Here is a 19,559-nt window from a genome sequence, read left to right as displayed (position 1 = left end):
GAGACCTATTACTACAGCGTAAAGTCCTCTGCCGTCAGTCCGGTGACATTGGCCACGCGGATTTCCGCGTCCGCGATTCCGTCGCCGTCGTTGTCCAGCTGCACGATGGTCGAGCCGGTCGCCGTCTCCAGCAGGCGCAGTTCCGGGTTGCCGGAGGGGTCGAAGGGGCTGGTGCCCCTGAATTCGAAGACACCCGGCGACAGGCCCGCCACGGTGATCAGGTCCAGGCCCTGTTCAAAATCCAGGATCTGGTCGCGGTTGGCACCGACCACGGTTTCCGCCGTGCTGCGGAAGACAAAGACATCCGCATCCTGGCCCCCGGTCAGGAAATCCCGGCCCAGCCCGCCCGCCAGTTCATCCTCGCCGGCGCGGCCGCGCAGGATGTCGTTGTCGGCGCCGCCTTCCAGCACGTCATCGCCGTTGCCGCCGTCCATCGTGTCAAGACCGTCGCCGCCTTCGATGACATCGCGCCCGTCCTGGCCGATCAGCAGGTCATTGCCGCCTTCACCATCGATCGTGTCGTCGCCCGCATTGGCGTTGACGGTGTCGTTGTCCGCGCCCGCGTTGATTTCATCGTTGCCCGCGCCGCCAAAGATCGTGTCCTCGCCCGTGAACCCAACAAGAGAGTCATCCCCGGCGTTGCCCACGATCAGATCATTCCCCGCCGCGCCAAAGACGGTGTCGTTGTCATCGCCGCCGATCAGCGTGTCGTCGCCCGCGGCGCCAAGGATCTGGTCGTCGCCGGCGCCGCCGCGGATGATATCGGCGGCTGTATCGCTGGCGGTGGAGTCGGCGCCATAGAGCGTGTCATTGCCCTCGTTTCCGAGCAGAAGGTCGCCGCCGCCGCTGCCGATCAAGTAATCGCCCTGGCTGCCCCCGATCAGCGTGTCATTGCCCGCGCCGCCGGTGACGTCCTCGCTCACCAGGCCGCCATTGCCGTTGTAGACGTCGGAACCGTCGCCCAGGTAGACTTCGCCGATGATCTGGCCTGAGTTGAAGAGCCTGTCATTGCCGCCGCGCAGATCGACATCGCCCAGCATCTGGCCCGAGTTTCTGACACGGTCGATGCCGCCGTCATGGCCGCGCAGCGCGCCTTGGTCGCCCGAAATGATACCGGAATTGTTCAGCACGAAGGTTGGATCGATGACGGTGTTCGAAATATCGACACCCCACCAGTTGGCAGAGGTGATTTCCCCGGCGTTGATGATGAGCGTCCCGTCTGCACTTCCGTCCAGGCGCAGGCCCGCGGCTTCGGTCCCGACCGCCGACAGGACGCCCCCGGCCAGGTTGGTGACCCGGCTGTTTACGTTCTCGACGATGACCGCGTTGTTGAACCGTTCATTGTGAACGGCGTCATCATAGGAATTGGCGGCGATCGTGCCCGAGTTCACGAGCACGTCGCCCGACCCAGTGAAAAAGAAGATCGGGGAAGCGGCGGAAATCTGGCCCGTGTTGGTCACCGTGGTGCCGCCGCTGCTGACAATCGCCGTGCCCTTCTCGATGGAGATAAGGCCATGATTGACAAGGGTTTGCTCGGCCCCGACGCCGCCATTGAAGCCCAGCACGGTGAGGTTTGCGCTGTTTTGGAAACTGACGAGCGATCCGGTTTCGGTGATGGTCAGCGAAAACCCGTCACCGGTCTGGTTGGTGACGCCTGCGGCGGTGATCGCCTGCCCGGCGATGGTGACCGAAAGGTTCTCCAGCGAGGTGCTCCAAAGAGCGTTGTCGTTCGACCCCCAATAGATCCCTTCGGGAACATACAGTTCGTCCCCGGCGGCGGCAAAGGTATGCGCCGTGCCCGAGCCGAGACCGGATGTCGTGATGACTGTCAGTGCCATGATGAAAATCCCCACATGTTCTTGCTAAAATGCGCGTCGTGCTCAACGACTATAGCCGAAACAGTCAAGACCTGTCGCCTTGACTGTCGGGGCTTTTCTGCCTCCAGACGGGCAGGGGGAGGATCACAATACGAAGTCGTCCGCCGTCAGGCCGGTCACCCCCGCCACGCGGATCTCTGCGTCCACGCTGCCGTTTCCGTCGGCATCGAATTGCACGATGGTGGAACCTGTCGAGGTCTCGAGCAGGCGCAATTCGGGGTTGCCGGAGGGGGCAAAGGCCGCCGTGCCGCGGAACTCGAAGACGCCCGGTGACAGCCCCGCCACCACGATGCTGTCCACCCCCTGTTCAAAGTCCAGGATCTGGTCACGGTTGGCGCCGACGACGGTTTCGGCCAGGGCGCGGAACACGAACTGGTCCGCATCCTGGCCGCCGGTCAGGAAGTCGCGGCCAAGCCCGCCCGCCAGCTCGTCCTCTCCGGCGCGGCCGCGCAGGATGTCGTTGTCTGCACCGCCTTCCAGCACGTCGTCGCCGTTGCCGCCGTCGATCGTGTCCAGGCCGTCACCGCCGTTGAGGAAATCCGAGCCGCCCTGACCGACGAGGGCGTCATTCCCGGTGCCGCCGTACACCGTGTCATTGCCCGCGCCGCTGTTGAGAACGTCATTGTCGGCCGAACCGTCGAGGCTGTCATCGCCCGCGCCGCCAAAGAGCGTGTCGTTCCCGGCCTCGCCGAGCAAGGTGTCGTTGCCCGAGTGACCGACGACAAGATCGGAATCGTCCCCGCCATTGAGGCTGTCGTTGCCGTCACTGCCGAGCAGGGTGTCGTTGCCTGTTCCGCCCAGGACATCGCCACTGACCGCCCCCTGGTCGATCCCCCGGTAGAGGTCGTTGCCCGCTTCAAGATTGACGTCACCGATGATTTCTCCCGAATTGCTTATTCGGTCGCCACCGTCGTCCAGATCGACATTCCCTGAGATCACACCGCGGTTGACGATGATGTCGATGGCATTGACATTCGAGGCGCCCTGTACGGCGGGGAAGATGTTCGAGGACCCCAGGGGCGGCGCCGGCGTTTCGCCAGAGGTGATCGTGCCGTTGTTGATCAGGGTGGCGGATGTGGGCGCTCCGAACCCGCCAGTGGTGTTCAGGGTCACGCCGACGGCGCGGGTGGAGGAAATCTCGCCGTTGTTGATGACTTTCATTGAGAAGCCGTCAACGACAACGCCCTCCTCGAAGGCGGAGATCACGCCGTTGTTCAACACGGTGGTATAGGCGCCGGACATGGCGACGCCCTGGTCGGTTCGGCTGATGATCTGACCATCGTTGATCACGGTCGAGGAGGGGGCCTCGGTCGAGATGCCGATGCCCTCGGCGTTGATCACGCCGGTCGGGGTATTGGTTATCTGGCTGGGGTCGAAGTTGTCGCCGATGGTACCTGAAGTCGGGTCGCTCAGCGCGATGCCAGCTCCCGCGTCCGACGTCATCATACCGGCATTCACGATGGAATTTCCGCCGCCGGTGATGGCGACGACCGTCAGTTCGGAGCTGATCAGGCCAGAGTTGACCAACACGACGTCGCCATTGGCACCGCTGAAATCAAGCGCCGATCCCTGGCTCGACATGATCGAGCCGGAATTGTCGATATCAGCCTCCACAATGCAAAGGATGCCGCTGTCGACACCGCTCAGGATACCGGAGTTCGTGATCGTCGCGCCTGTGCCCTCGATCCGGACTCCGTTGGTGGCCGAGGTAATCGACCCGCCATTGGAGACGATATTGTCGGTGGCGGTGGCATTGAGGTAGATCGCCGAAGCATAGACAACGCCTTGGCTGACGATTGTGCCAAGGTTGTTGATGGATGCTCCGTCGCCGTTCGAGTATATGGCTGCGTGATAGCCGCTGACCGTGCCGTTGGCCCCGATGGCGATAGAAGAGCCGGCGCCCAACTTGGCGCCGGTGCTCTCGCCGGACAAAACCCCGTTCACGATCATTGTGACGTCCACCACGCCAAAGCCGTAAATCCCGTCGCCGCCGGTGCCGGTTGCACCGACAATCACGCCATCTGAAATAATGACCGTGTCAAAGCTGGCAGGCAGGATGCGGTCGCCCGCCGCGACGTCGTCCACGGTTATCGTAAGAATAGCCATCGTTTTGTCCTCTCGTTTTTAATTACGAAGCAAGGGCGCTCTTCTTGATCGAAATGCGGCATACTTGGAAAACGGGAAGCGCTATCACTCTTACCAGCCAAACATATCGGGGTCTTTGGCTGGCAGATTTTTTGTGACAGACACCGAAAGCAACCCTCGGTTGGCCAAGCCCGTTATTGACCGGCACGGAGTCAAATCTGACAAGTTCGTTGAACCGGAAGGCGGTTTCACGGCCTGTGCAAGGTCACAATACGAAGTCGTCCGCCGTCAGGCCGGTCACGTTGGCCACGCGGATCTCGGCATCCGCGAGTCCGTCGCCGTCATTGTCCAGCTGCACGATCGTCGACCCCGTGGCCGTTTCCAGCAGCCGCAGTTCCGGGTTGCCCGAGGGGGCAAAGGCCGCCGTGCCGCGGAATTCGAAGACACCGGGGCTGAGGCCCGCGACAGAGATCAGGTCCACGCCCTGTTCGAAATCCAGGATCTGGTCGCGGTTGGCCCCCACGACCGTTTCCGCCAGCGACCGGAAGACAAAGAAATCCGCGCCCTGACCCCCGGTGAGAAAGTCCCGGCCAAGGCCGCCGGCCAGCTCATCCTCTCCGGCGCGACCGCGCAGGATGTCGTTGCCGTCACCGCCTTCAAGCGTGTCGTCCCCGTTGCCGCCATCCATCGTGTCGTTGTCGTCGCCGCCATCGAGGAAGTCGCTGCCATCCTGACCGACGAGCGCGTCGTTGCCGTCATTGCCATAGATGTGGTCCGAGCCCGCATTGCCGTTGACGACGTCATCGCCGGTACCGCCTTCGAGATTATCGTCGCCATCTCCGGCGATCAACGTATCGTTGCCCGCCTCTCCGTACATCGTGTCATTGCCGGCGCGACCCACCAGAAGATCGGCGTCATCGCCGCCCCGAAAGAGATCGGCATTGTCGCCACCGACAATCGTGTCGTTGCCGACGCCGCCCAGAACAAGGCCGGAGGTGACGCCGGTGCCGATCCCGAAGTAGACATCCGCGCCATCGCCCAGCGTGATCTCGCCGCCGATCAATCCGCTGTTGGCGATCCTGTCATTCCCATCGCCCAGTACCACGTCGCCAATGATATCGCCGCCATTGCCGATGGTGTCATCATATTGCCCAAGGGAAATGTTGCCGAAGATGGCGCCGGTATTGACCACATGCGCGCGGGCAAAGGAGTCGAAGGATCCATAGGAATAGAAATCGATCGCCCATTGCCCGCCCCCGTTCGCCTCGGAGCGCGTGGCCCCAAAGAGCGTGCCCGAGTTGTTGATGCGGTGTGCTGGATCGGTCGAAATGCCGTTTGCCGAATAATGCGAGATTGCGGCGTCATTTTCCCCGGTGCCCGAGCCGGTGATCGTTCCAGAGTTTTCGACGGTTGAGCCTTCGGAATAGGACAGGGTAATCCCGCGCCGACCATAGATTTCGCCCTGGTTCCGGATCAGGCTAAAATCTGTCCGCGTGGAGATGCCATCGCCGTGGTTCAGGTAGCTGCCAATGACGCCTGTCGCGCCGTTGTAGACGCTGAAGGTACCCTGGCCGAAAAAGCTGTTCACCCCAGTGGCGCCGGACAAAATCGTGCCGTGGTTGCTGAAAGTCAGCTCGGTGGCGGCGGTCGAAGAGCCGCTGGTGCTAAACGCGGACACCAAGGTGTCGACGATCAACTCGACGCCCTCGCGCACAAGGATGTGGTCCTGATCGGTCGCCAGGGATGTGCGAAACGCCGAGGATTGCACGGTATCAGTAGAAAATATCACGTAATTGGTCGCCATAAGAGGTGTGCTCCCTAAATGCGGCCGCGGGCTCTCTACACGGAGGCGCCCGTCGGCCTAGCCAGTATTGAGATGCGCCGCTGTCAAAGGCGGCAAGTGCTTGCAAGGATCGCTTGAACTGCCTTTCCCGACAAGGATCAGGTTCAAAGCACGAAGTCGTCCGCCGTCAGGCCGGTCACGTTGGCCACCCGGATCTCGGCATCGGGCGTGCCGTCCCCGTTGTTGTCCAGCTGAACGATGGTCGAGCCGGTGGCGGTCTCGAGAAGCCGCAGTTCCGGGTTGCCGGACGGCGCGAAAGCTGCCGTGCCGCGGAACTCGAAGACACCGGGGCTGAGGCCGGCGACGGAGATCAAATCGACGCCCTGTTCGAAATCGAGGATCTGGTCGCGGTTGGCGCCCACGACGGTTTCCGCCAGCGCCCGGAAGACAAAGAAATCCGCCCCCTGTCCCCCGGTCAGGTAATCCCGGCCCAGCCCGCCGGCCAGCTCATCCTCCCCGGCGCGGCCGCGCAGGATGTCGTTGCCGTCGCCGCCTTCGAGCACGTCGTCGCCGTTGCCACCGTCCATCGTGTCGTCGTTGTCGCCGCCTTCCAGCCGGTCTGCGCCGTCCTGGCCGACCAACAGGTCGTCTCCGGTGCCGCCCAGGATCGTGTCATTGCCCGAGCCTCCGTTGACCGTGTCATTCTGGGTCCCGCCGTCGATGCTGTCGTCGCCCGAACCGCCAAAGATCGTGTCGTCATTGACGCCTCCGAACAGCGTGTCGTCCCCTCAGTGGCCCGCCAGCAGGTCGAAGCCCGCGAAACCGTCGTCGCCATTGGCGCCGAGCAGCGTGTCGTCGCCAGTCTCGCCGATGACCCGGCCAGTGACGACGCCGTCTCCAGTGGCGCGGAAAAAGTCGTTCTCGCTACCAAGATCGACATCACCGACAATGGCGCCGCCGTTGACCACGACGTCGTTGCCGGCATTCAGCGCGAGGCTGCTGTCGATCAGCCCGGTGTGGTGCCGCTGTTGGACACGCCGGTTCCATCGGCGAAGACGATGAACCCGTAGTCCCCGGTCACCGACCCGGCGTTCGTAACGACGCTGTCGACAGCTGTTTCCGCTCCGATGATTTCGTTGCCGTAGCCCCCCCGGCAACCGTTCCCGCGGTCAGGATGTTGACGGTGACCGCATTGGCGTCGATCTTGAGTCCTTCGGCGAAAACCGCGGGGAAGAGGCTTCCGACAATCTGAACGGCGTTGCTGCCGGTCGTGTCGATCCGGAGCGCGTCGGTGGTCTGGTCGGAGACGATCACGCCCTCGGCCAGGATGTAATCGTCGCCATTGCTGATCGTATCGCCAGTCGCTTGCGAGCTCGTTCGGAAGATAAGTGCCTTTCAGTTTTCCATTTGGGTAATATGAACTCCGGGGTTCAGGCCCGTTGTTAACCATTTCACCTTTTACGGCCGCGCCCTCCTTCCCTGCGATATGTCGGGCAGGCCGGGCGGACATGTCACCGGATTGCACGATGGGCGGGCGTCCGCGCGGGTCATGCGCCTCGGGTGGGCAGGGTGAATTTCTGGTAACATGACAAAGGCCCGGAGTGTGCCTCCGGGCCTTTGGGTTCCTGTGGGCAGGGGGCTATCCCTCTGCTGCGGCAAGCGTCAGAGCACGAAGTCGTCCGCCGTCAGGCCGGTGACATTGGCCACGCGGATCTCGGCGTCCGGGGTGCCGTCGCCATTGGCATCCAGCTGCACGATGGTCGACCCGGTGGCCGTCTCGAACAGGCGCAGTTCTGGGTTGCCGGAGGGGGCAAAGGCATTGGTGCCCACGAACTCGAACACACCCGGCGACAGGCCCGCGACGGTGATCAGGTCCACGCCCTGTTCAAAGTCGAGGATCTGGTCGCGGTTGGCGCCCACGACCGTCTCTGCCGCGCTGCGGAAGACAAAGACATCTGCATCCTGGCCCCCGGTCAGAAAGTCCCGACCCAGGCCGCCCGCCAGTTCATCCTCGCCCGCGCGCCCGCGCAGGATGTCGTTGTCGGCGCCGCCTTCCAGCACGTCGTCGCCGTTGCCGCCGTCCATCGTGTCGAGCCCGGCACCGCCGTCGAGGAAATCGCTGCCGTCCTGGCCGACCAGCAGGTCGTTGCCGTCATCGCCCAGGATGGTGTCGTCGCCTGCGTTGCCGTTGACGGTATCATTGTCGATGCCGCCCTCGATGTCGTCGTTGCCGGCACCGCCGAGGATGAAGTCGTTCCCGTCGTCCCCTTTCAGCAGATCGTCGCCGCCACGGCCGACGATGGTGTCGTCATCGGTGCCGCCGGAGAAATCATCCGAGTTGTCGCTGCCGGCCAGCGTGTCGTTGCCGGCGCCGGCATCAACGGCGCCGTTGATCACGCCGCCGTTGTTGTCGAGGTGGTCGGTGCCGTCTTGCAGGGTCACGTTGCCAAAGATCGTGCCGGTGTTGCGCACCACGTCGTCGCCTCCGTTCAGGGCGATGGCATCGCCGCCGAAGGCGCGCGCTTCGATCAGGCCGGAGTTCAGGATCTGGACATTGGTATCCCGGAACGTGCTAAGCCCGTGGGACCAGCCACTGATCGTGCCTGAGTTGGTGATCAGGAAATCACCAGTGTTGCCGAAGGCGAAATTGAGGGCGATGCTTGCCAGCCCCTCGATCACGCCTGAGTTGTTGAGAATATGGGTGAATGTAGTCGTGGAGTCCGAGGAGAGGGACAAGCCAGTGTTTTCGCCCGAGATGAAGCCGGAATTGCCGAGGTACATGTAAGAGTCGCCGACATCGGCATTCACGGCGGTGCCATCGTTGCTGGTGATCCTGCCGGTATTGACCAGGTCGAACCGGGCAGCGCCATCGCTGTCCTGAAAGTTGATCGCATCGCTGTTGGTGGAATGGATGGTGCCGTGGTTGACCACATTCGCCAAGGTCGTGACGTCGATGTCCACGGTGCCGCTGGTCGGGTTCTCGGCGTCGATGACCCCGTCGACCCCGTTGAGCATTTCAAACACGCCGCCATTGGCATCGACCGCCTGATGCCCGGCCCCCCAGGCATAGATAAAGCCGTGGTTGCTCAGCCAGTTTGTGCCGGTTGTGGCGGTGACGGCGGCGTCGCCGTCAACGTAGAGAGTTCCGTCGCGGTCGAGAAAGCCGGATTGGCTGCCGTCGAGGGTGCGCGCTGTAGTCGAAAACGCGCCAAGTCCGAAATCTGCCATGTTTGAAGTCTCCTGAAAAAAAGGTCGAAAGGGATCGAAAAAATCTCCGGAACACAAATGTTGCTCCGGCGCGGAGTCTCGCCGCGGATTAATCATCCGTCAATGTTTTTGTGCCGCAAGGGCCGGTTCTAGCCTAGAGCACGAAATCATCCGCCGTCAGCCCGGTGACGCCCGCCACCCGGATTTCCGCATCCGCGGCTCCGTCGCCGTTCGCATCGAACTGGACGATGGTCGACCCCGTGGCGGTCTCGACAAGGCGCAGTTCGGGGTTGCCGGAGGGGGCAAAGGCGCCTGTGCCGCGGAACTCGAAGACGCCCGGCGACAGGCCGGCCACCACGATGCTGTCCACCCCTTGTTCGAAATCCAGGATCTGGTCGCGGTTGGCGCCGACGACGGTTTCGGCAAGGGCACGGAACACGAACTGGTCAGCATCCTGTCCGCCGGTGAGAAAGTCGCGGCCAAGACCGCCCGCGAGTTCGTCCTCTCCGGCGCGGCCGCGCAGGATGTCGTTGCCGTCGCCGCCCTCCAGCACGTCGTCGCCATTGCCGCCGTCGATCGTGTCCAGGCCGTCACCGCCATCGAGATTGTCGGACCCGTCCTGTCCGACCAGGATATCGTTGCCGTCATTGCCCAGCATCGTGTCGTCGCCGCTGTTGCCGTTCAGCGTGTCATTGTCCTGACCGCCCGAGATCTCGTCGTTTCCCGCGCCACCGAGGATGAAATCATTGCCGAACCCGCCTTCGAGCAGGTCGTCGCCGCCGCGGCCCAGCACCGTATCGTCGTCGCTTCCGCCTTGCAGGTGATCGACAGCTTCGCCGCCCTTCACCGTGTCATTGCCGGTGCCCGCATCGACTGTGCCCCGCACCCTGCCCAGGGATCCATCGTATTGGTCGTTGCCGTCGTCGAGGTCGATGTCACCGTCCATCAGCCCCGAGTTGAAAATGATATCTGCTCCATCGCCGCCCCTGTAGGATCCCGCCTCGCCGGTGATCGTGCCCGAGTTCTGCAACAAAGTGCCACCGGTTTCCGCAACGTTGCTTCTGATGCCTGTGTCGGTCGCACTGGCGATCAAGCCGGTGTTGAAGACCTTGGTTTGTAACGTGCCGCTCACCAGATCCAGGCCGTCCAGCCGCGCCGCAATGGTGCCGTGGTTCACGATTTCTATTATGATGGCTGGATCGGTTGCGAAGCCGATCACGCCATTGCCGTAAGATTCGATCGTACCGTGATTGATCAGCCAAAATCCGAATGTGCCACGATAGTCGATGGTTTCGCCCGACGACGTGGCAATATAACCGTTAGGCCCGACCTGAATGACGAATGCCTCCGTCGTAACCTGGATTGCCTCAAAGCCACCGCCGCCCCTTGCCACGACACTGCCGTTGACGCCCATGTAGCTTGTGCCTGAGCCCGAACCGGTGATGACATCGCTGCCGCTGACCACCAGCTCGCCATCCTTGGTGATATAGCCGTCTTCGCCGCCAATAATGCTGCGCGCGGTCGTGTTGTAGCTGGTGATAACAAAATCTGCCATTGGTCTATCCCTTTGTCCAAAGCGCCATTGGGCGCAAAATTACGTTTCAGAGAGCGGTGGGAGCCGAGACAAGCTTGCGGGCGCGCGCGGCTCCGGTTCGACTTGGTTGTCAGAGCACGAAATCATCCGCTGTCAGCCCGGTGACATTGGCAACGCGAATTTCCGCGTCCGCCGTGCCGTCGCCGTTCGCGTCGATCTGCACGATGGTCGAGCCGGTCGCCGTTTCGACCAGCCGCAGTTCCGGGTTTCCGGAGGGCGCAAAAGCGGTCGTGCCGCGAAACTCGAAGACACCCGGCGAAAGGCCTGCGACCACGATGCTGTCCAGGCCCTGTTCGAAGTCGAGGATCTGGTCGCGATTGGCACCCACGGCGGTTTCCGCAAGCGCGCGGAACACGAACTGGTCCGCGTCCTGACCGCCGGACAGGAAGTCCCGGCCCAGCCCACCCGCAAGCTCGTCCTCGCCGGCCCGGCCACGCAGGATGTCATCGCCGTTTTCGCCTTCCAGGATGTCGTCGCCCGCGCCGCCGTCCATCGTGTCGTTGTCGTCGCCGCCGTAAAGTTCGTCGCTGCCATCCTGGCCGATCAGCACATCGTTGCCGCCATCGCCATAGATGCTGTCACCGTCCGCGTTGCCGTTCAGCGTATCGTTGTCGGCGCCGCCTTCGATATAGTCGTTGCCCGCGCCGCCCTGGATGAAATCGTTGCCAGCCTCGCCGATCAGGTCGTCGTCACCCGCGTTGGCAAAGATGTCGTCATCGCCCGAGCCGCCAAAGACCGTGTCGTCACCGTCGCCGCCGCGCACGGTGTCGTTCTCGGTGCCGGCATTCACGCTGTCGCTGCCCGCCCCGCCAAAAATCAGGTCCGCGCCGCCGCCGCCGGTCAAGGTGTCGTCGCCGCCCCGGCCCACCAGCTTGTCGTCGTCGGGGCCGCCATCGAGGTCGTCGGCCAGGTCGCCGCCGGCCAGCGTGTCGTTGCCATTTCCACCCGCGACAAGAGCCGTGGTTATCCCGGAACCGAACCCGTGATAGCCGTCGCTTCCATCGCCGAGCGTAACGTTGCCAAGGATCTGACCGGTGTTGATGACCACGTCGCTGCCGCCCGCCATGTTCACGCTGCCATCGACAAGACCCGTGTTCAGCAAGCGGTCGGTGGCCGTGGACGAGGTCGACAGGACGACGTCCACGGCGGTGCCGCTGAGAAGACCGGAGTTTCTGATGTCGAGCGCGGCGCTGCCTTCGATCGCCCGCCCAAAGTCACCCGGGCCGGAGAAGCGGCTGTTTCCGATGATTTCGCCGCTGTTGGTGATGTGGGTGTCCGGCTCGTTGATCTGGATGCCCGTGCTTCCCACGATGCGCCCCGAATTGTGGACCACAGTTCGGGCCTGATCGATTTGGAGTCCGTTGTTGTTGCCAAAGACAGACCCCGAGACCGAGATCACGGAGGGGAATATGGACGACCCTGTTGCGGGGGTGTCGATCACCACACCGTTCGAGAAGACTCCTGTCACCGCCCCCTGGATGTCGATGACCGTGGCGAACCGGGCGCTGACGATGCCATTGTCGGCGTCGACGGTGCCGGTTTCACCGACGACAATGGTCACGCGCCCGCTGATGACGTCGGGGGCAGAGATCCCGGTCGCGCCTGTCACGGCGCCCCGGATGACCACATCCGCAAAAGTGGTGTTGGTTAAAACGACGCCATTGCCGGAACTGGGGAAGACGGTGTTGCCTTCGGGAAGGAGGCTGAGGGCAGACCCGGAAAGGGTCACTGTGGACGTGCTGCTGGCAATGATGTTGACGGACATGGTCGCTCCAATATTGGCCGACATTTGCCGTCGGCGTAAAATTTACATTTGATTAACCTTCATGATTGGGCGTTCAGGATCAAGAAATGATGTGCGTCATCGGTGTGCGTTGCCTGGGGGCGATCTTTTTCGGTTGTTCAAACGAAAAGGAACGCCCCGCGATGGGGGCGTTCCAGCGATGTTCCATAACCGGAAGAGTCCGGCGAGGGCCTTAGTTCTTGGACTTGTCGACCATCTTGCCGGCCGAGATCCAGGGCATCATGGCGCGCAGCTTTTCGCCCGTTTCTTCGATCTGGTGTTCGTCATTGATGCGGCGGGTCGCCTTGAACGACGGCTGGCCGACGGCGTTTTCCAGCATGAAATCACGCACGAACTTGCCGGTCTGGATGTCGGTCAGGACCGCCTTCATCCGTGCCTTTGTCTCATCGTAGGGCAGGATGCGCGGGCCGGAGACGTATTCACCGTATTCGGCGGTGTTCGAGATCGAGTAGTTCATGTTGGCGATGCCGCCTTCGTAGATCAGGTCCACGATCAGCTTCACCTCGTGCAGGCACTCGAAATAGGCCATTTCCGGCTCGTAGCCGGCTTCGACCAGGGTTTCGAAGCCCATGCGGATCAGCTCGACCAAGCCACCGCAGAGAACCGCCTGCTCACCGAAGAGGTCGGTTTCGCACTCTTCGCGGAAGTTGGTTTCGATGATGCCCGACCGGCCGCCGCCGATGGCAGAGCAATAGGACAGGCCGATTTCCAGCGCCTTGCCCGAGGCGTCGTTGTGAACCGCCACAAGGCAGGGCACGCCGCCGCCTTTGGTGTATTCGCCGCGCACGGTGTGGCCGGGGCCCTTGGGCGCCATCATGATGACGTCGACGCCGGGCTTGGGCTCGATCAGGCCGAAGTGCACGTTCAGACCGTGGGCAAAGGCGATGGCGGAGCCTTCCTTCAGGTGGTCGTGGACGTATTTCTTGTAGGTCTCTGCCTGAAGTTCGTCGGGCATGGTGAACATGATCACGTCACACCAGGCGGCCGCCTCGGAGATGCCCATGACCTGCAGGCCTTCGCCTTCGGCCTTGGCGCGCGAGGGCGAGCCTTCGCGCAGCGCCACGCAGACATTCTTGGCGCCGGAGTCGCGCAGGTTCAGCGCGTGGGCGTGGCCCTGGGAGCCGTAGCCCAGGATGGCGACTTTCTTGTCCTTGATCAGGTTCACATCGCAATCGCGATCATAGTAAACGCGCATGTCGGCGCTCCTTCCTTGGTCTTGTTGTTCTGACGCGCACTCTACGCCCGGCGGCGCGAGAGTGTTTGCGTTTTTCGGGTATTTTCGCCAAGAAGAAGCATTAGCATTCGCATAGTTGGGAGATGTTGCGAAAATCATGCTTGATGATACGGACAGGCGCATTCTGCGCCACATGATGGCAGAGCCGGACATGGCCGGTGGGGCTCTGGCCGAACGGGCAGGGGTCACGGCCTCGACCCTGGCGCGGCGGCTGGAGCGGCTGCGCGCGCGCGGCGTGTTGCACGGGCTGCGCGGGGTGATCGACTGGCGGGCGCTGGGCTACGAGGTGGAGGTCAGCCTTCGGGTGACGCTGGACAAGACGCAACCGCGCGCCTTCGACGAGTTCATCGCGGCCGCGCGCGAGGTGCCCGAGGTGCTGGAGATCCAGACATTCCTGGGGCAGGTGGACGTGCGCCTGTCGGTGATCGCGCGGGACATGGCGCATTACCAGCAACTGTATCGGGAGCGCCTGCTGACCCTGCCGCATATCGCCGACATCGAGGCGCTGATGCATGTCGCGCGCGTCAAGGACCGCGAGGCGCTGCCGCTGTGATCGCCCTGGACGACACCGACCGGGCGCTGATCCGCGCGCTGGCGCAGGATGCCACTGCCTCGGCCGGGGCACTGGGGCGCGATCTGGGCCTGTCGCAGCCCGCCTGCTGGCGCCGCATCAAGCGCCTGCGCGAGGCGGGCGTGTTCCGTGCCACCCGGCTGGATGTGGACACGGCGGCGCTGGGCTTTGGCGTGACGGTTTTCCTTGGGGTCAAGCTGGCGACCAAGGGGCGGGTCAGCCTCGAGGATTTCGAACGGGCGGTCAGCGCCATCCCCGAGGTGCAGACGGTGGAACATGTCCTGGGCGCTTATGACTACCGCCTGCGGGTGGTGGCGCGCGACCTGTCGGATTTCGAGCGCGTGCTGCGCCGCCGCATCATGACGCTGCCCGGGGTGGGAAACCTCGACGCCAACGTGCTCCTGAGCGAGGAGCGGCGGCCCGGGCCGCTGGGCTAAACAGGTCTTGTCTTGCCAATGTTTGCGTAGTATTCCTTTGTATGCAGATACTTGGCCGGATTTCTCATGACGGCTATGCGATATTGTGCGTGGTTTTTTCCGGATGTCGTCTTTTATGCTGCGGTGCAGAATTGAACGGGCCTGCAATCGGCGGACCCGCCGCGCAACCGCAGATATCTTGGGGACCATCATGAAAACCATCCTGACCGCCGCCGCCATCGCCTTGACCTCTTCCGCCGCCCTGGCGGGCACCGTTGCCCTGGACAAGGCCGCCGAGGGCGCCACCCTGCACGAGGCCGGTATCGATATGAGCCTCTACTGGACCGAGGCAGAGGGCGGGTTTGAGCTGGTCGCGACCTATGTCACCGATGAAGCCGCAGAGCCCGCCCGCCTGGTCATGCTGCTGCAAGACGGTGACAACGTCACCTTCGGCCTGCCGGACGCGCCGGACGCGACCTTCAAGTTCATCCGCACCGGCGATGTCGTGGTGGTGGCCGGCCATACGCCTCGCACGGAGCTGGTCAGCAACTGATCCTGCGGGTCACGGCCCGAGACTTTGGGAACGGCGGCGCATGCCTTGCGCCGCCGTTTTTCGTATCTGCCCCATTGGTTGGTCTTTTCGCCGCGCGCCGGGCGGGATAGAGCTTTGGGCAAACATGGAGGACCCTATGGCTGCCTTGCTAGACACAGTCGATCCCGACGGGATGGAAGAATTCTCGGTCGTCTTCACCGACCGCTCGCTCAACCACATGTCCGCCGCTTTCCAGGAGGTGATGCGCGACATCTCGGCCATGCTGAAAGAAGTCTATGCCGCCGATGGCGTGGCCGTGGTGCCCGGTGGCGGCACCTACGGGATGGAGGCGGTGGCCCGCCAGTTCGGGCGCGGTGCTGACGTGCTGGTGGTGCGCAACGGCTGGTTCTCCTACCGCTGGTCGCAGATTTTCGAGGCCGGTGCTTTCGCAGGCGAGACCACGGTGATGAAGGCACGCCGCACCGGCAACGCGCCGGATGCGCCCTTTGCCCCCGCGCCGATCGAAGAGGTCGAGGCCAAGATCGCCGAGACGCGCCCCGATGTCGTCTTTGCTCCGCATGTCGAAACCTCGGCCGGGGTGATCCTGCCGGATGACTATGTCACCCGGCTGGCCAAGGCCGCGCATGATGTGGGGGCGCTGATGGTGCTCGACTGCATCGCCTCGGGCTGCGCCTGGGTCGACATGCGCACCACCGGGGTCGACGTGCTGATCTCTGCGCCGCAAAAGGGCTGGTCCTCGACCCCCTGCGCGGGGTTGGTGATGATGTCGGACCGCGCGCTTGCGCGGCTGGAGGAAACCACCTCGGACAGTTTCGCCGTCGACCTGAAGAAATGGTACCAGATCATGCAGGCCTACGAGAACGGCGGCCATGCCTACCACGCCACCATGCCGACAGACGGGTTGCGGTCCTTCCGCGACACGATGGCCGAAACCCGCACCTATGGGTTCGACAAGCTGAAGGCGGCACAATGGGCGCTTGGGGACGCGGTACGGGCGATGTTCGCCGAAAAGGGCGTGACATCCGTCGCTGCAGATGGCTACGGCGCACCGGGCGTGGTGGTCTGCTATACCGCCGATCCGGATATCAAGACGGGCAAGGCTTTTGCGGCCCACGGCATGCAGATCGCGGCGGGTGTGCCGTTGCAATGCGACGAGCCGCCGGAGTTCTCCACCTTCCGCATCGGTCTGTTCGGGCTGGACAAGCTGTACGATGTCGAGGCCACGGTGGCGCGGTTGCGCAAGGTGGTGGACGAGGTTCTGTAGGAGGGGGCTCTGCCCCCGTCGCCCCTGGCGACTCCCCCGGAGGTATTTTGGGCCCAAAGAAACAAGGGCCGCGCGCCAGTCTTCTTTGGTTTTCGAAATACCCTCGGGGGTGAATGGGCCTTGGGCCCAGAGGGGGCAGCGCCCCCTGTCCCCCTATCCGCGCGCGCCCAGTCCCATCTGCATGAGCGAGGTCCGCACCGGCTTGAGGCCATAGAGCGCGTCCAGCCCCTTGGCGCGGATGTCGCGCAGCGGCTGCGCCGAGAGCTGAGAAATGCGGTTCAGCGCGGTGATCCCGGCAACGCGGGCGCGGATATCCGTGATGCGAGAGCGGTGGTAGGCGGACAGCATCTGCGCATCGCCCAGACCCTCGGGGCGGGCCAGTGCCAGGTCGCGCAGGGCGGCGAGATCCTTGAGGCTCATGTTCAGGCCCTGTGCGCCGATGGGGGGCACCACATGCGCCGCCTCGGCCACCAGTGCGAGGCGTTGGGACGACAGGCGTTCCGCCTCTTTCGCGATGATCGGCCAGATCGTGCGACGCGAGGCCAGTTCCAGCGGACCGAAGAGAAAGCACGACCGTTCCGACATTTCCGCCTGGAAAGTCGCGGGGTCCAGATCGAAGAGGCGTTGTGCCTTTGGGCCGTCCTCCATCCAGACCACGGCGGAACAGGGGCGGCCATCGAGGTCAGGCAGGGGAACCAGGGTGAAGGGGCCGCCGGTGCGGTGGATTTCCGTCGAGACGTTGCAATGCGGGATCGGATGCGTGACCGCGAAGGCCAGCGCCTTTTGCCCGAACCGCGTTGTCTTGACGCCGATGCCCGCCGCCTGGCGCATGGGCGATGCGCGTCCGTCCGCCGCCACCACCATCCGGCAGCGCACCTTGCTGCCGTCCGAAAGCGTCACGCGGGCCTCGCCCTCGCGGGTGAAGAGCGCGGTCGTGCCGGTGCCGGGTCGGAAATCGACATTGGCCAGCTCGCCCAGGCGGGCCGCCATTTCCCGCCGCAGCAGCCAGTTGGGCAGGTTCCAGCCAAAGGGGCGGTCCGAAAGGTCGGCGGCGTCGAAATCGCGGGTCACGCGCGGCTCGGCCACCGGGCCGCCCGCATCGACGATCCGCATGACCTGCAACGGCATGGCGTGATCCGCCAGCCGGGACCAGAGGCCGATTTCGTCGAGAAAGGCCTGGGCCGGTTGCAGGAAGGCCGTGGTGCGCAGGTCCGCACCGTCGGCCTCGCGCTCTGTCACCGGCGGGGTGGGGTCGACGCAGAGCGTCGAGAACCCGGCCGAGGCAAAGCCCGCAGCCGCGGTCAGACCCGCGATGCCGCCGCCCGAAATGACGATATCGTAATCCATCTTCACGACTCCTTTGCCGGGACCCTAGGGCGGGTGCGGGGGAATGTGTATCGGGATCGGTGTCGCGCGGGGCGCGGTTTGCGGTCGCGGGGTTACTTGCCGACGGAGATGAGGATCAGCACGACGTAGACCACCGGAACGAGGGCCAGGGCCGTCATCGCAAGCCCGGGAAGGCCGAAAAGCGCGGTCATCGCGGCGCCGGCGCCCACCAGCAAGGCGGCGATCAGGTAGGCCACCTGTTCGGGCGAGATCGCCTTGCGGGGCATGTCCTGGGCGGCGGCGGTTTCGGCACTCGACATATTCGCATCTCCTGATCTGTTCTGATGGTGGAGATAACACTTCGGTGCCCGCCGAACAGGTGCTTAATGTCGCATGCCACATGAAGCTTTTGTGGATCAATTCTCCGCCCGCCTTGGCGGCGCGCTATTTCAACCCGCGCAGGAACGCCACAAGGTCGTCTGTGTGGTGGTGGATGTGGTCCGCCGGGGCCGCCTCGGGCGCGACGTGAACCGTACGCATGCCCATCGCGTGCGGGGCGGCCAGGTTGCGCGGATCGTCCTCGAACATCGCCGCTACTGCCGGGTCCAGCCCGTCGCGGGCAAAGATGCGCTCGAATGCCTCGGGCCGGGGCTTGGGCGTGTATCCTGCGTCTTCGACGCCATAGATCGCGTCAAAGGCGGCCTCCAGCCCGCGCGCCTTGAGCACCTGGGCGGCATAGGGGGCGCTGCCGTTCGTGTAGACGATGCGGCGGCCGGGCAGGGTGGCGATCAGCTCGGCAAGGTGCGGATCGGGGGTCAGCGCGTCGAATGAAATGTCGTGTACGTCCACCAGGTAGTCTTCGGGGTCGACCTCGTGATGGGTCATCAGCCCGGCCAGGGTGGTCCCGTAGCGCGCCCAGTAGTCGCGGCGCAGCTGGGCGGCCTCGTCCCGGGCGGCGCCGGTCACGCGCATGACATAGCTGTTCATGCGCGCCTCGATCTGGTCGAAAAGGCGCACGGCAGGAGAGTAGAGCGTGTTGTCTAGGTCGAAGACCCAGGCCCGCACATGGGCAAATCTGTTCTTGGTCATGTCGAATGCCTACCTTTTGCTCGGTCGCGCGGCAATCCGCGCAGCTTGAACCTGCCATGCTGCTGGCGCTATCGTGGCGCGGTGGACGCAGGGAGGGTTCTATGAGCGAGGTCAAGCCGGCACAGAAAGATGCCTATACGATGATACTCGAAGCCATCGATTCAGGTATCTACAAGCCGGGAGACCGCCTGGTGGAAAGCGAGTTGGCAGAGCGTTTCGGCGTGTCGCGCACGCCGATCCGCGAAGCGTTGCAACGGCTGGAAACCCAGTCGCTCTTGGCGCGCGACGGGCGGTCGCTGATCGTGGCCTCGCTGGATCACAACCAGATGGCCGAACTTTACGCGGTACGCTCCGAGCTGGAGGGGCTGGCCGCGCGGCTGGCGGCAAGGCACGCCACCGAGGAAGAGGTGCGGGTGCTGCGCGACATGATCGAAGAGGATCGCGCCCTGTTGAACGACCCGGCGGCGATGGCGCGCGCCAACCGGCGGTTCCACCGGATGATCCACCTGGCTTCGCACAATCGCTACCTGGTGCAGCAACTGGACCTTGTCTATCGGTCGATGGCGCTGATGGCGACAACCTCGCTGGCAGCGAAGGGGCGGGGCGAGATCGCGCTGGGCGAACACCAGGCCATTGTCGATGCGGTTTCCAAGCGGGACGAGGACGCCGCCTACCGTGCGCTGCGCGACCATATCTCGACCGCGTTCATCACTCGCCTGAAACAGGACAACGCCGAGCACATGACGGTGTGACCTC

The 19,559-nt window shown here is 63.8% G+C and carries 18 protein-coding genes; 6 read left to right on the top strand and 12 right to left on the bottom strand.

The features are described 5' to 3' along the window. Positions 1-11: 11 nt before the first annotated feature. The 4 genes from BLQ71_RS08580 to BLQ71_RS08565 all read right to left on the bottom strand — a co-directional run bounded on the left by BLQ71_RS08580 (position 12) and on the right by BLQ71_RS08565 (position 6,521). A complete protein-coding gene (locus BLQ71_RS08580) occupies positions 12-1,838 on the bottom strand; it encodes a calcium-binding protein (protein WP_133066156.1) in 1,827 nt (608 codons plus the stop codon). 123 nt (positions 1,839-1,961) lie between these two features. Continuing rightward, the gene (locus BLQ71_RS08575; protein WP_083342199.1) at positions 1,962-3,983 is read right to left on the bottom strand and encodes a calcium-binding protein; all 2,022 of its coding nucleotides are present in this window, start codon (positions 3,981-3,983) and stop codon (positions 1,962-1,964) included. Between the two features lie 244 nt (positions 3,984-4,227). Continuing rightward, the gene (locus tag BLQ71_RS25760) at positions 4,228-5,751 is read right to left on the bottom strand and encodes a calcium-binding protein (protein ID WP_157923308.1); all 1,524 of its coding nucleotides are present in this window, start codon (positions 5,749-5,751) and stop codon (positions 4,228-4,230) included. 158 nt (positions 5,752-5,909) lie between these two features. After that, positions 5,910-6,521, bottom strand: coding sequence for a calcium-binding protein (locus BLQ71_RS08565; protein WP_083342197.1), 612 nt, complete (start codon positions 6,519-6,521; stop codon positions 5,910-5,912). Between the two features lie 15 nt (positions 6,522-6,536). Between BLQ71_RS08565 and BLQ71_RS08560 the strand changes: the two genes are divergently transcribed. Next, complete coding sequence (locus BLQ71_RS08560) at positions 6,537-6,815, top strand: hypothetical protein (RefSeq protein ID WP_074621400.1); 279 nt, start codon at positions 6,537-6,539, stop codon at positions 6,813-6,815. Positions 6,816-6,822: 7 nt separating this feature from the next. Here BLQ71_RS08560 and BLQ71_RS08555 read toward each other — a convergent pair whose 3' ends face one another. The 5 genes from BLQ71_RS08555 to ilvC all read right to left on the bottom strand — a co-directional run bounded on the left by BLQ71_RS08555 (position 6,823) and on the right by ilvC (position 13,545). After that, positions 6,823-7,059: a hypothetical protein gene (locus BLQ71_RS08555; protein ID WP_074621399.1), complete on the bottom strand. Its 237-nt coding sequence runs from the start codon at positions 7,057-7,059 to the stop codon at positions 6,823-6,825. Positions 7,060-7,407: 348 nt separating this feature from the next. After that, on the bottom strand, positions 7,408-8,973 hold the full coding sequence (locus BLQ71_RS08550; RefSeq protein ID WP_074621398.1) for a calcium-binding protein: 1,566 nt from the start codon (positions 8,971-8,973) through the stop codon (positions 7,408-7,410). Positions 8,974-9,106: 133 nt separating this feature from the next. Then, on the bottom strand, positions 9,107-10,507 hold the full coding sequence (locus tag BLQ71_RS08545; RefSeq protein ID WP_074621397.1) for a calcium-binding protein: 1,401 nt from the start codon (positions 10,505-10,507) through the stop codon (positions 9,107-9,109). Between the two features lie 109 nt (positions 10,508-10,616). Next, positions 10,617-12,311, bottom strand: a complete 1,695-nt coding sequence (locus BLQ71_RS08540; protein ID WP_157923307.1) for a calcium-binding protein — start codon at positions 12,309-12,311, stop codon at positions 10,617-10,619. Between the two features lie 211 nt (positions 12,312-12,522). Beyond that, positions 12,523-13,545 carry a ketol-acid reductoisomerase gene (ilvC, locus tag BLQ71_RS08535; RefSeq protein WP_043144313.1) on the bottom strand — a complete coding sequence of 341 codons (1,023 nt, stop codon included), beginning with the start codon at positions 13,543-13,545 and terminating at the stop codon, positions 12,523-12,525. A 136-nt stretch (positions 13,546-13,681) separates the two neighbouring features. Here ilvC and BLQ71_RS08530 point away from each other — a divergent pair, with 136 nt between their 5' ends. The 4 genes from BLQ71_RS08530 (at position 13,682) to BLQ71_RS08515 (ending at position 16,388) form a co-directional block, all read left to right on the top strand. Next, the gene (locus BLQ71_RS08530; protein ID WP_043144373.1) at positions 13,682-14,137 is read left to right on the top strand and encodes an Lrp/AsnC family transcriptional regulator; all 456 of its coding nucleotides are present in this window, start codon (positions 13,682-13,684) and stop codon (positions 14,135-14,137) included. Continuing rightward, positions 14,134-14,592: an Lrp/AsnC family transcriptional regulator gene (locus BLQ71_RS08525; protein ID WP_069210183.1), complete on the top strand. Its 459-nt coding sequence runs from the start codon at positions 14,134-14,136 to the stop codon at positions 14,590-14,592. The genes BLQ71_RS08530 and BLQ71_RS08525 overlap by 4 nt, the downstream gene beginning before the upstream one ends. 190 nt (positions 14,593-14,782) lie before the next feature. After that, positions 14,783-15,124 carry a hypothetical protein gene (locus BLQ71_RS08520; protein WP_074621540.1) on the top strand — a complete coding sequence of 114 codons (342 nt, stop codon included), beginning with the start codon at positions 14,783-14,785 and terminating at the stop codon, positions 15,122-15,124. Positions 15,125-15,260: 136 nt separating this feature from the next. Continuing rightward, positions 15,261-16,388: an aminotransferase class V-fold PLP-dependent enzyme gene (locus BLQ71_RS08515; protein ID WP_074621395.1), complete on the top strand. Its 1,128-nt coding sequence runs from the start codon at positions 15,261-15,263 to the stop codon at positions 16,386-16,388. A gap of 153 nt (positions 16,389-16,541) precedes the next feature. Here BLQ71_RS08515 and BLQ71_RS08510 read toward each other — a convergent pair whose 3' ends face one another. The 3 genes from BLQ71_RS08510 to BLQ71_RS08500 form a co-directional block, all read right to left on the bottom strand. Beyond that, positions 16,542-17,735, bottom strand: a complete 1,194-nt coding sequence (locus BLQ71_RS08510) for a UbiH/UbiF family hydroxylase (protein ID WP_074621394.1) — start codon at positions 17,733-17,735, stop codon at positions 16,542-16,544. Positions 17,736-17,827: 92 nt separating this feature from the next. Beyond that, a complete protein-coding gene (locus BLQ71_RS08505; protein ID WP_043144320.1) occupies positions 17,828-18,034 on the bottom strand; it encodes a hypothetical protein in 207 nt (68 codons plus the stop codon). Positions 18,035-18,158: 124 nt separating this feature from the next. Further along, a complete protein-coding gene (locus BLQ71_RS08500) occupies positions 18,159-18,803 on the bottom strand; it encodes a pyrimidine 5'-nucleotidase (protein ID WP_074621393.1) in 645 nt (214 codons plus the stop codon). 101 nt (positions 18,804-18,904) lie between these two features. Between BLQ71_RS08500 and BLQ71_RS08495 the strand changes: the two genes are divergently transcribed. Beyond that, positions 18,905-19,555, top strand: coding sequence for a GntR family transcriptional regulator (locus BLQ71_RS08495; protein ID WP_043144324.1), 651 nt, complete (start codon positions 18,905-18,907; stop codon positions 19,553-19,555). Positions 19,556-19,559 lie beyond the last annotated feature (4 nt).

Source organism: Antarctobacter albus (assembly GCF_900101505.1).
Taxonomy (GTDB): domain Bacteria; phylum Pseudomonadota; class Alphaproteobacteria; order Rhodobacterales; family Rhodobacteraceae; genus Antarctobacter; species Antarctobacter albus.
Note: the sequence above shows the minus strand (reverse complement) of the source record. Positions and strands in the feature narration are given on the sequence as shown.

Bases quoted from the DNA above. Each gene is read 5' to 3' on its own strand.
- BLQ71_RS08580 (WP_133066156.1), bottom strand. From the start codon at position 1,838: ATGGCACTGACAGTCATCACGACATCCGGTCTCGGCTCGGGCACGGCG.
- BLQ71_RS08575 (WP_083342199.1), bottom strand. From the start codon at position 3,983: ATGGCTATTCTTACGATAACCGTGGACGACGTCGCGGCGGGCGACCGC.
- BLQ71_RS08550 (WP_074621398.1), bottom strand. From the start codon at position 8,973: ATGGCAGATTTCGGACTTGGCGCGTTTTCGACTACAGCGCGCACCCTC.
- BLQ71_RS08545 (WP_074621397.1), bottom strand. From the start codon at position 10,507: ATGGCAGATTTTGTTATCACCAGCTACAACACGACCGCGCGCAGCATT.
- BLQ71_RS08540 (WP_157923307.1), bottom strand. From the start codon at position 12,311: ATGTCCGTCAACATCATTGCCAGCAGCACGTCCACAGTGACCCTTTCC.
- ilvC (WP_043144313.1), bottom strand. From the start codon at position 13,545: ATGCGCGTTTACTATGATCGCGATTGCGATGTGAACCTGATCAAGGAC.
- BLQ71_RS08530 (WP_043144373.1), top strand. From the start codon at position 13,682: ATGCTTGATGATACGGACAGGCGCATTCTGCGCCACATGATGGCAGAG.
- BLQ71_RS08520 (WP_074621540.1), top strand. From the start codon at position 14,783: ATGAAAACCATCCTGACCGCCGCCGCCATCGCCTTGACCTCTTCCGCC.
- BLQ71_RS08515 (WP_074621395.1), top strand. From the start codon at position 15,261: ATGGCTGCCTTGCTAGACACAGTCGATCCCGACGGGATGGAAGAATTC.
- BLQ71_RS08510 (WP_074621394.1), bottom strand. From the start codon at position 17,735: ATGGATTACGATATCGTCATTTCGGGCGGCGGCATCGCGGGTCTGACC.
- BLQ71_RS08505 (WP_043144320.1), bottom strand. From the start codon at position 18,034: ATGTCGAGTGCCGAAACCGCCGCCGCCCAGGACATGCCCCGCAAGGCG.
- BLQ71_RS08500 (WP_074621393.1), bottom strand. From the start codon at position 18,803: ATGACCAAGAACAGATTTGCCCATGTGCGGGCCTGGGTCTTCGACCTA.
- BLQ71_RS08495 (WP_043144324.1), top strand. From the start codon at position 18,905: ATGAGCGAGGTCAAGCCGGCACAGAAAGATGCCTATACGATGATACTC.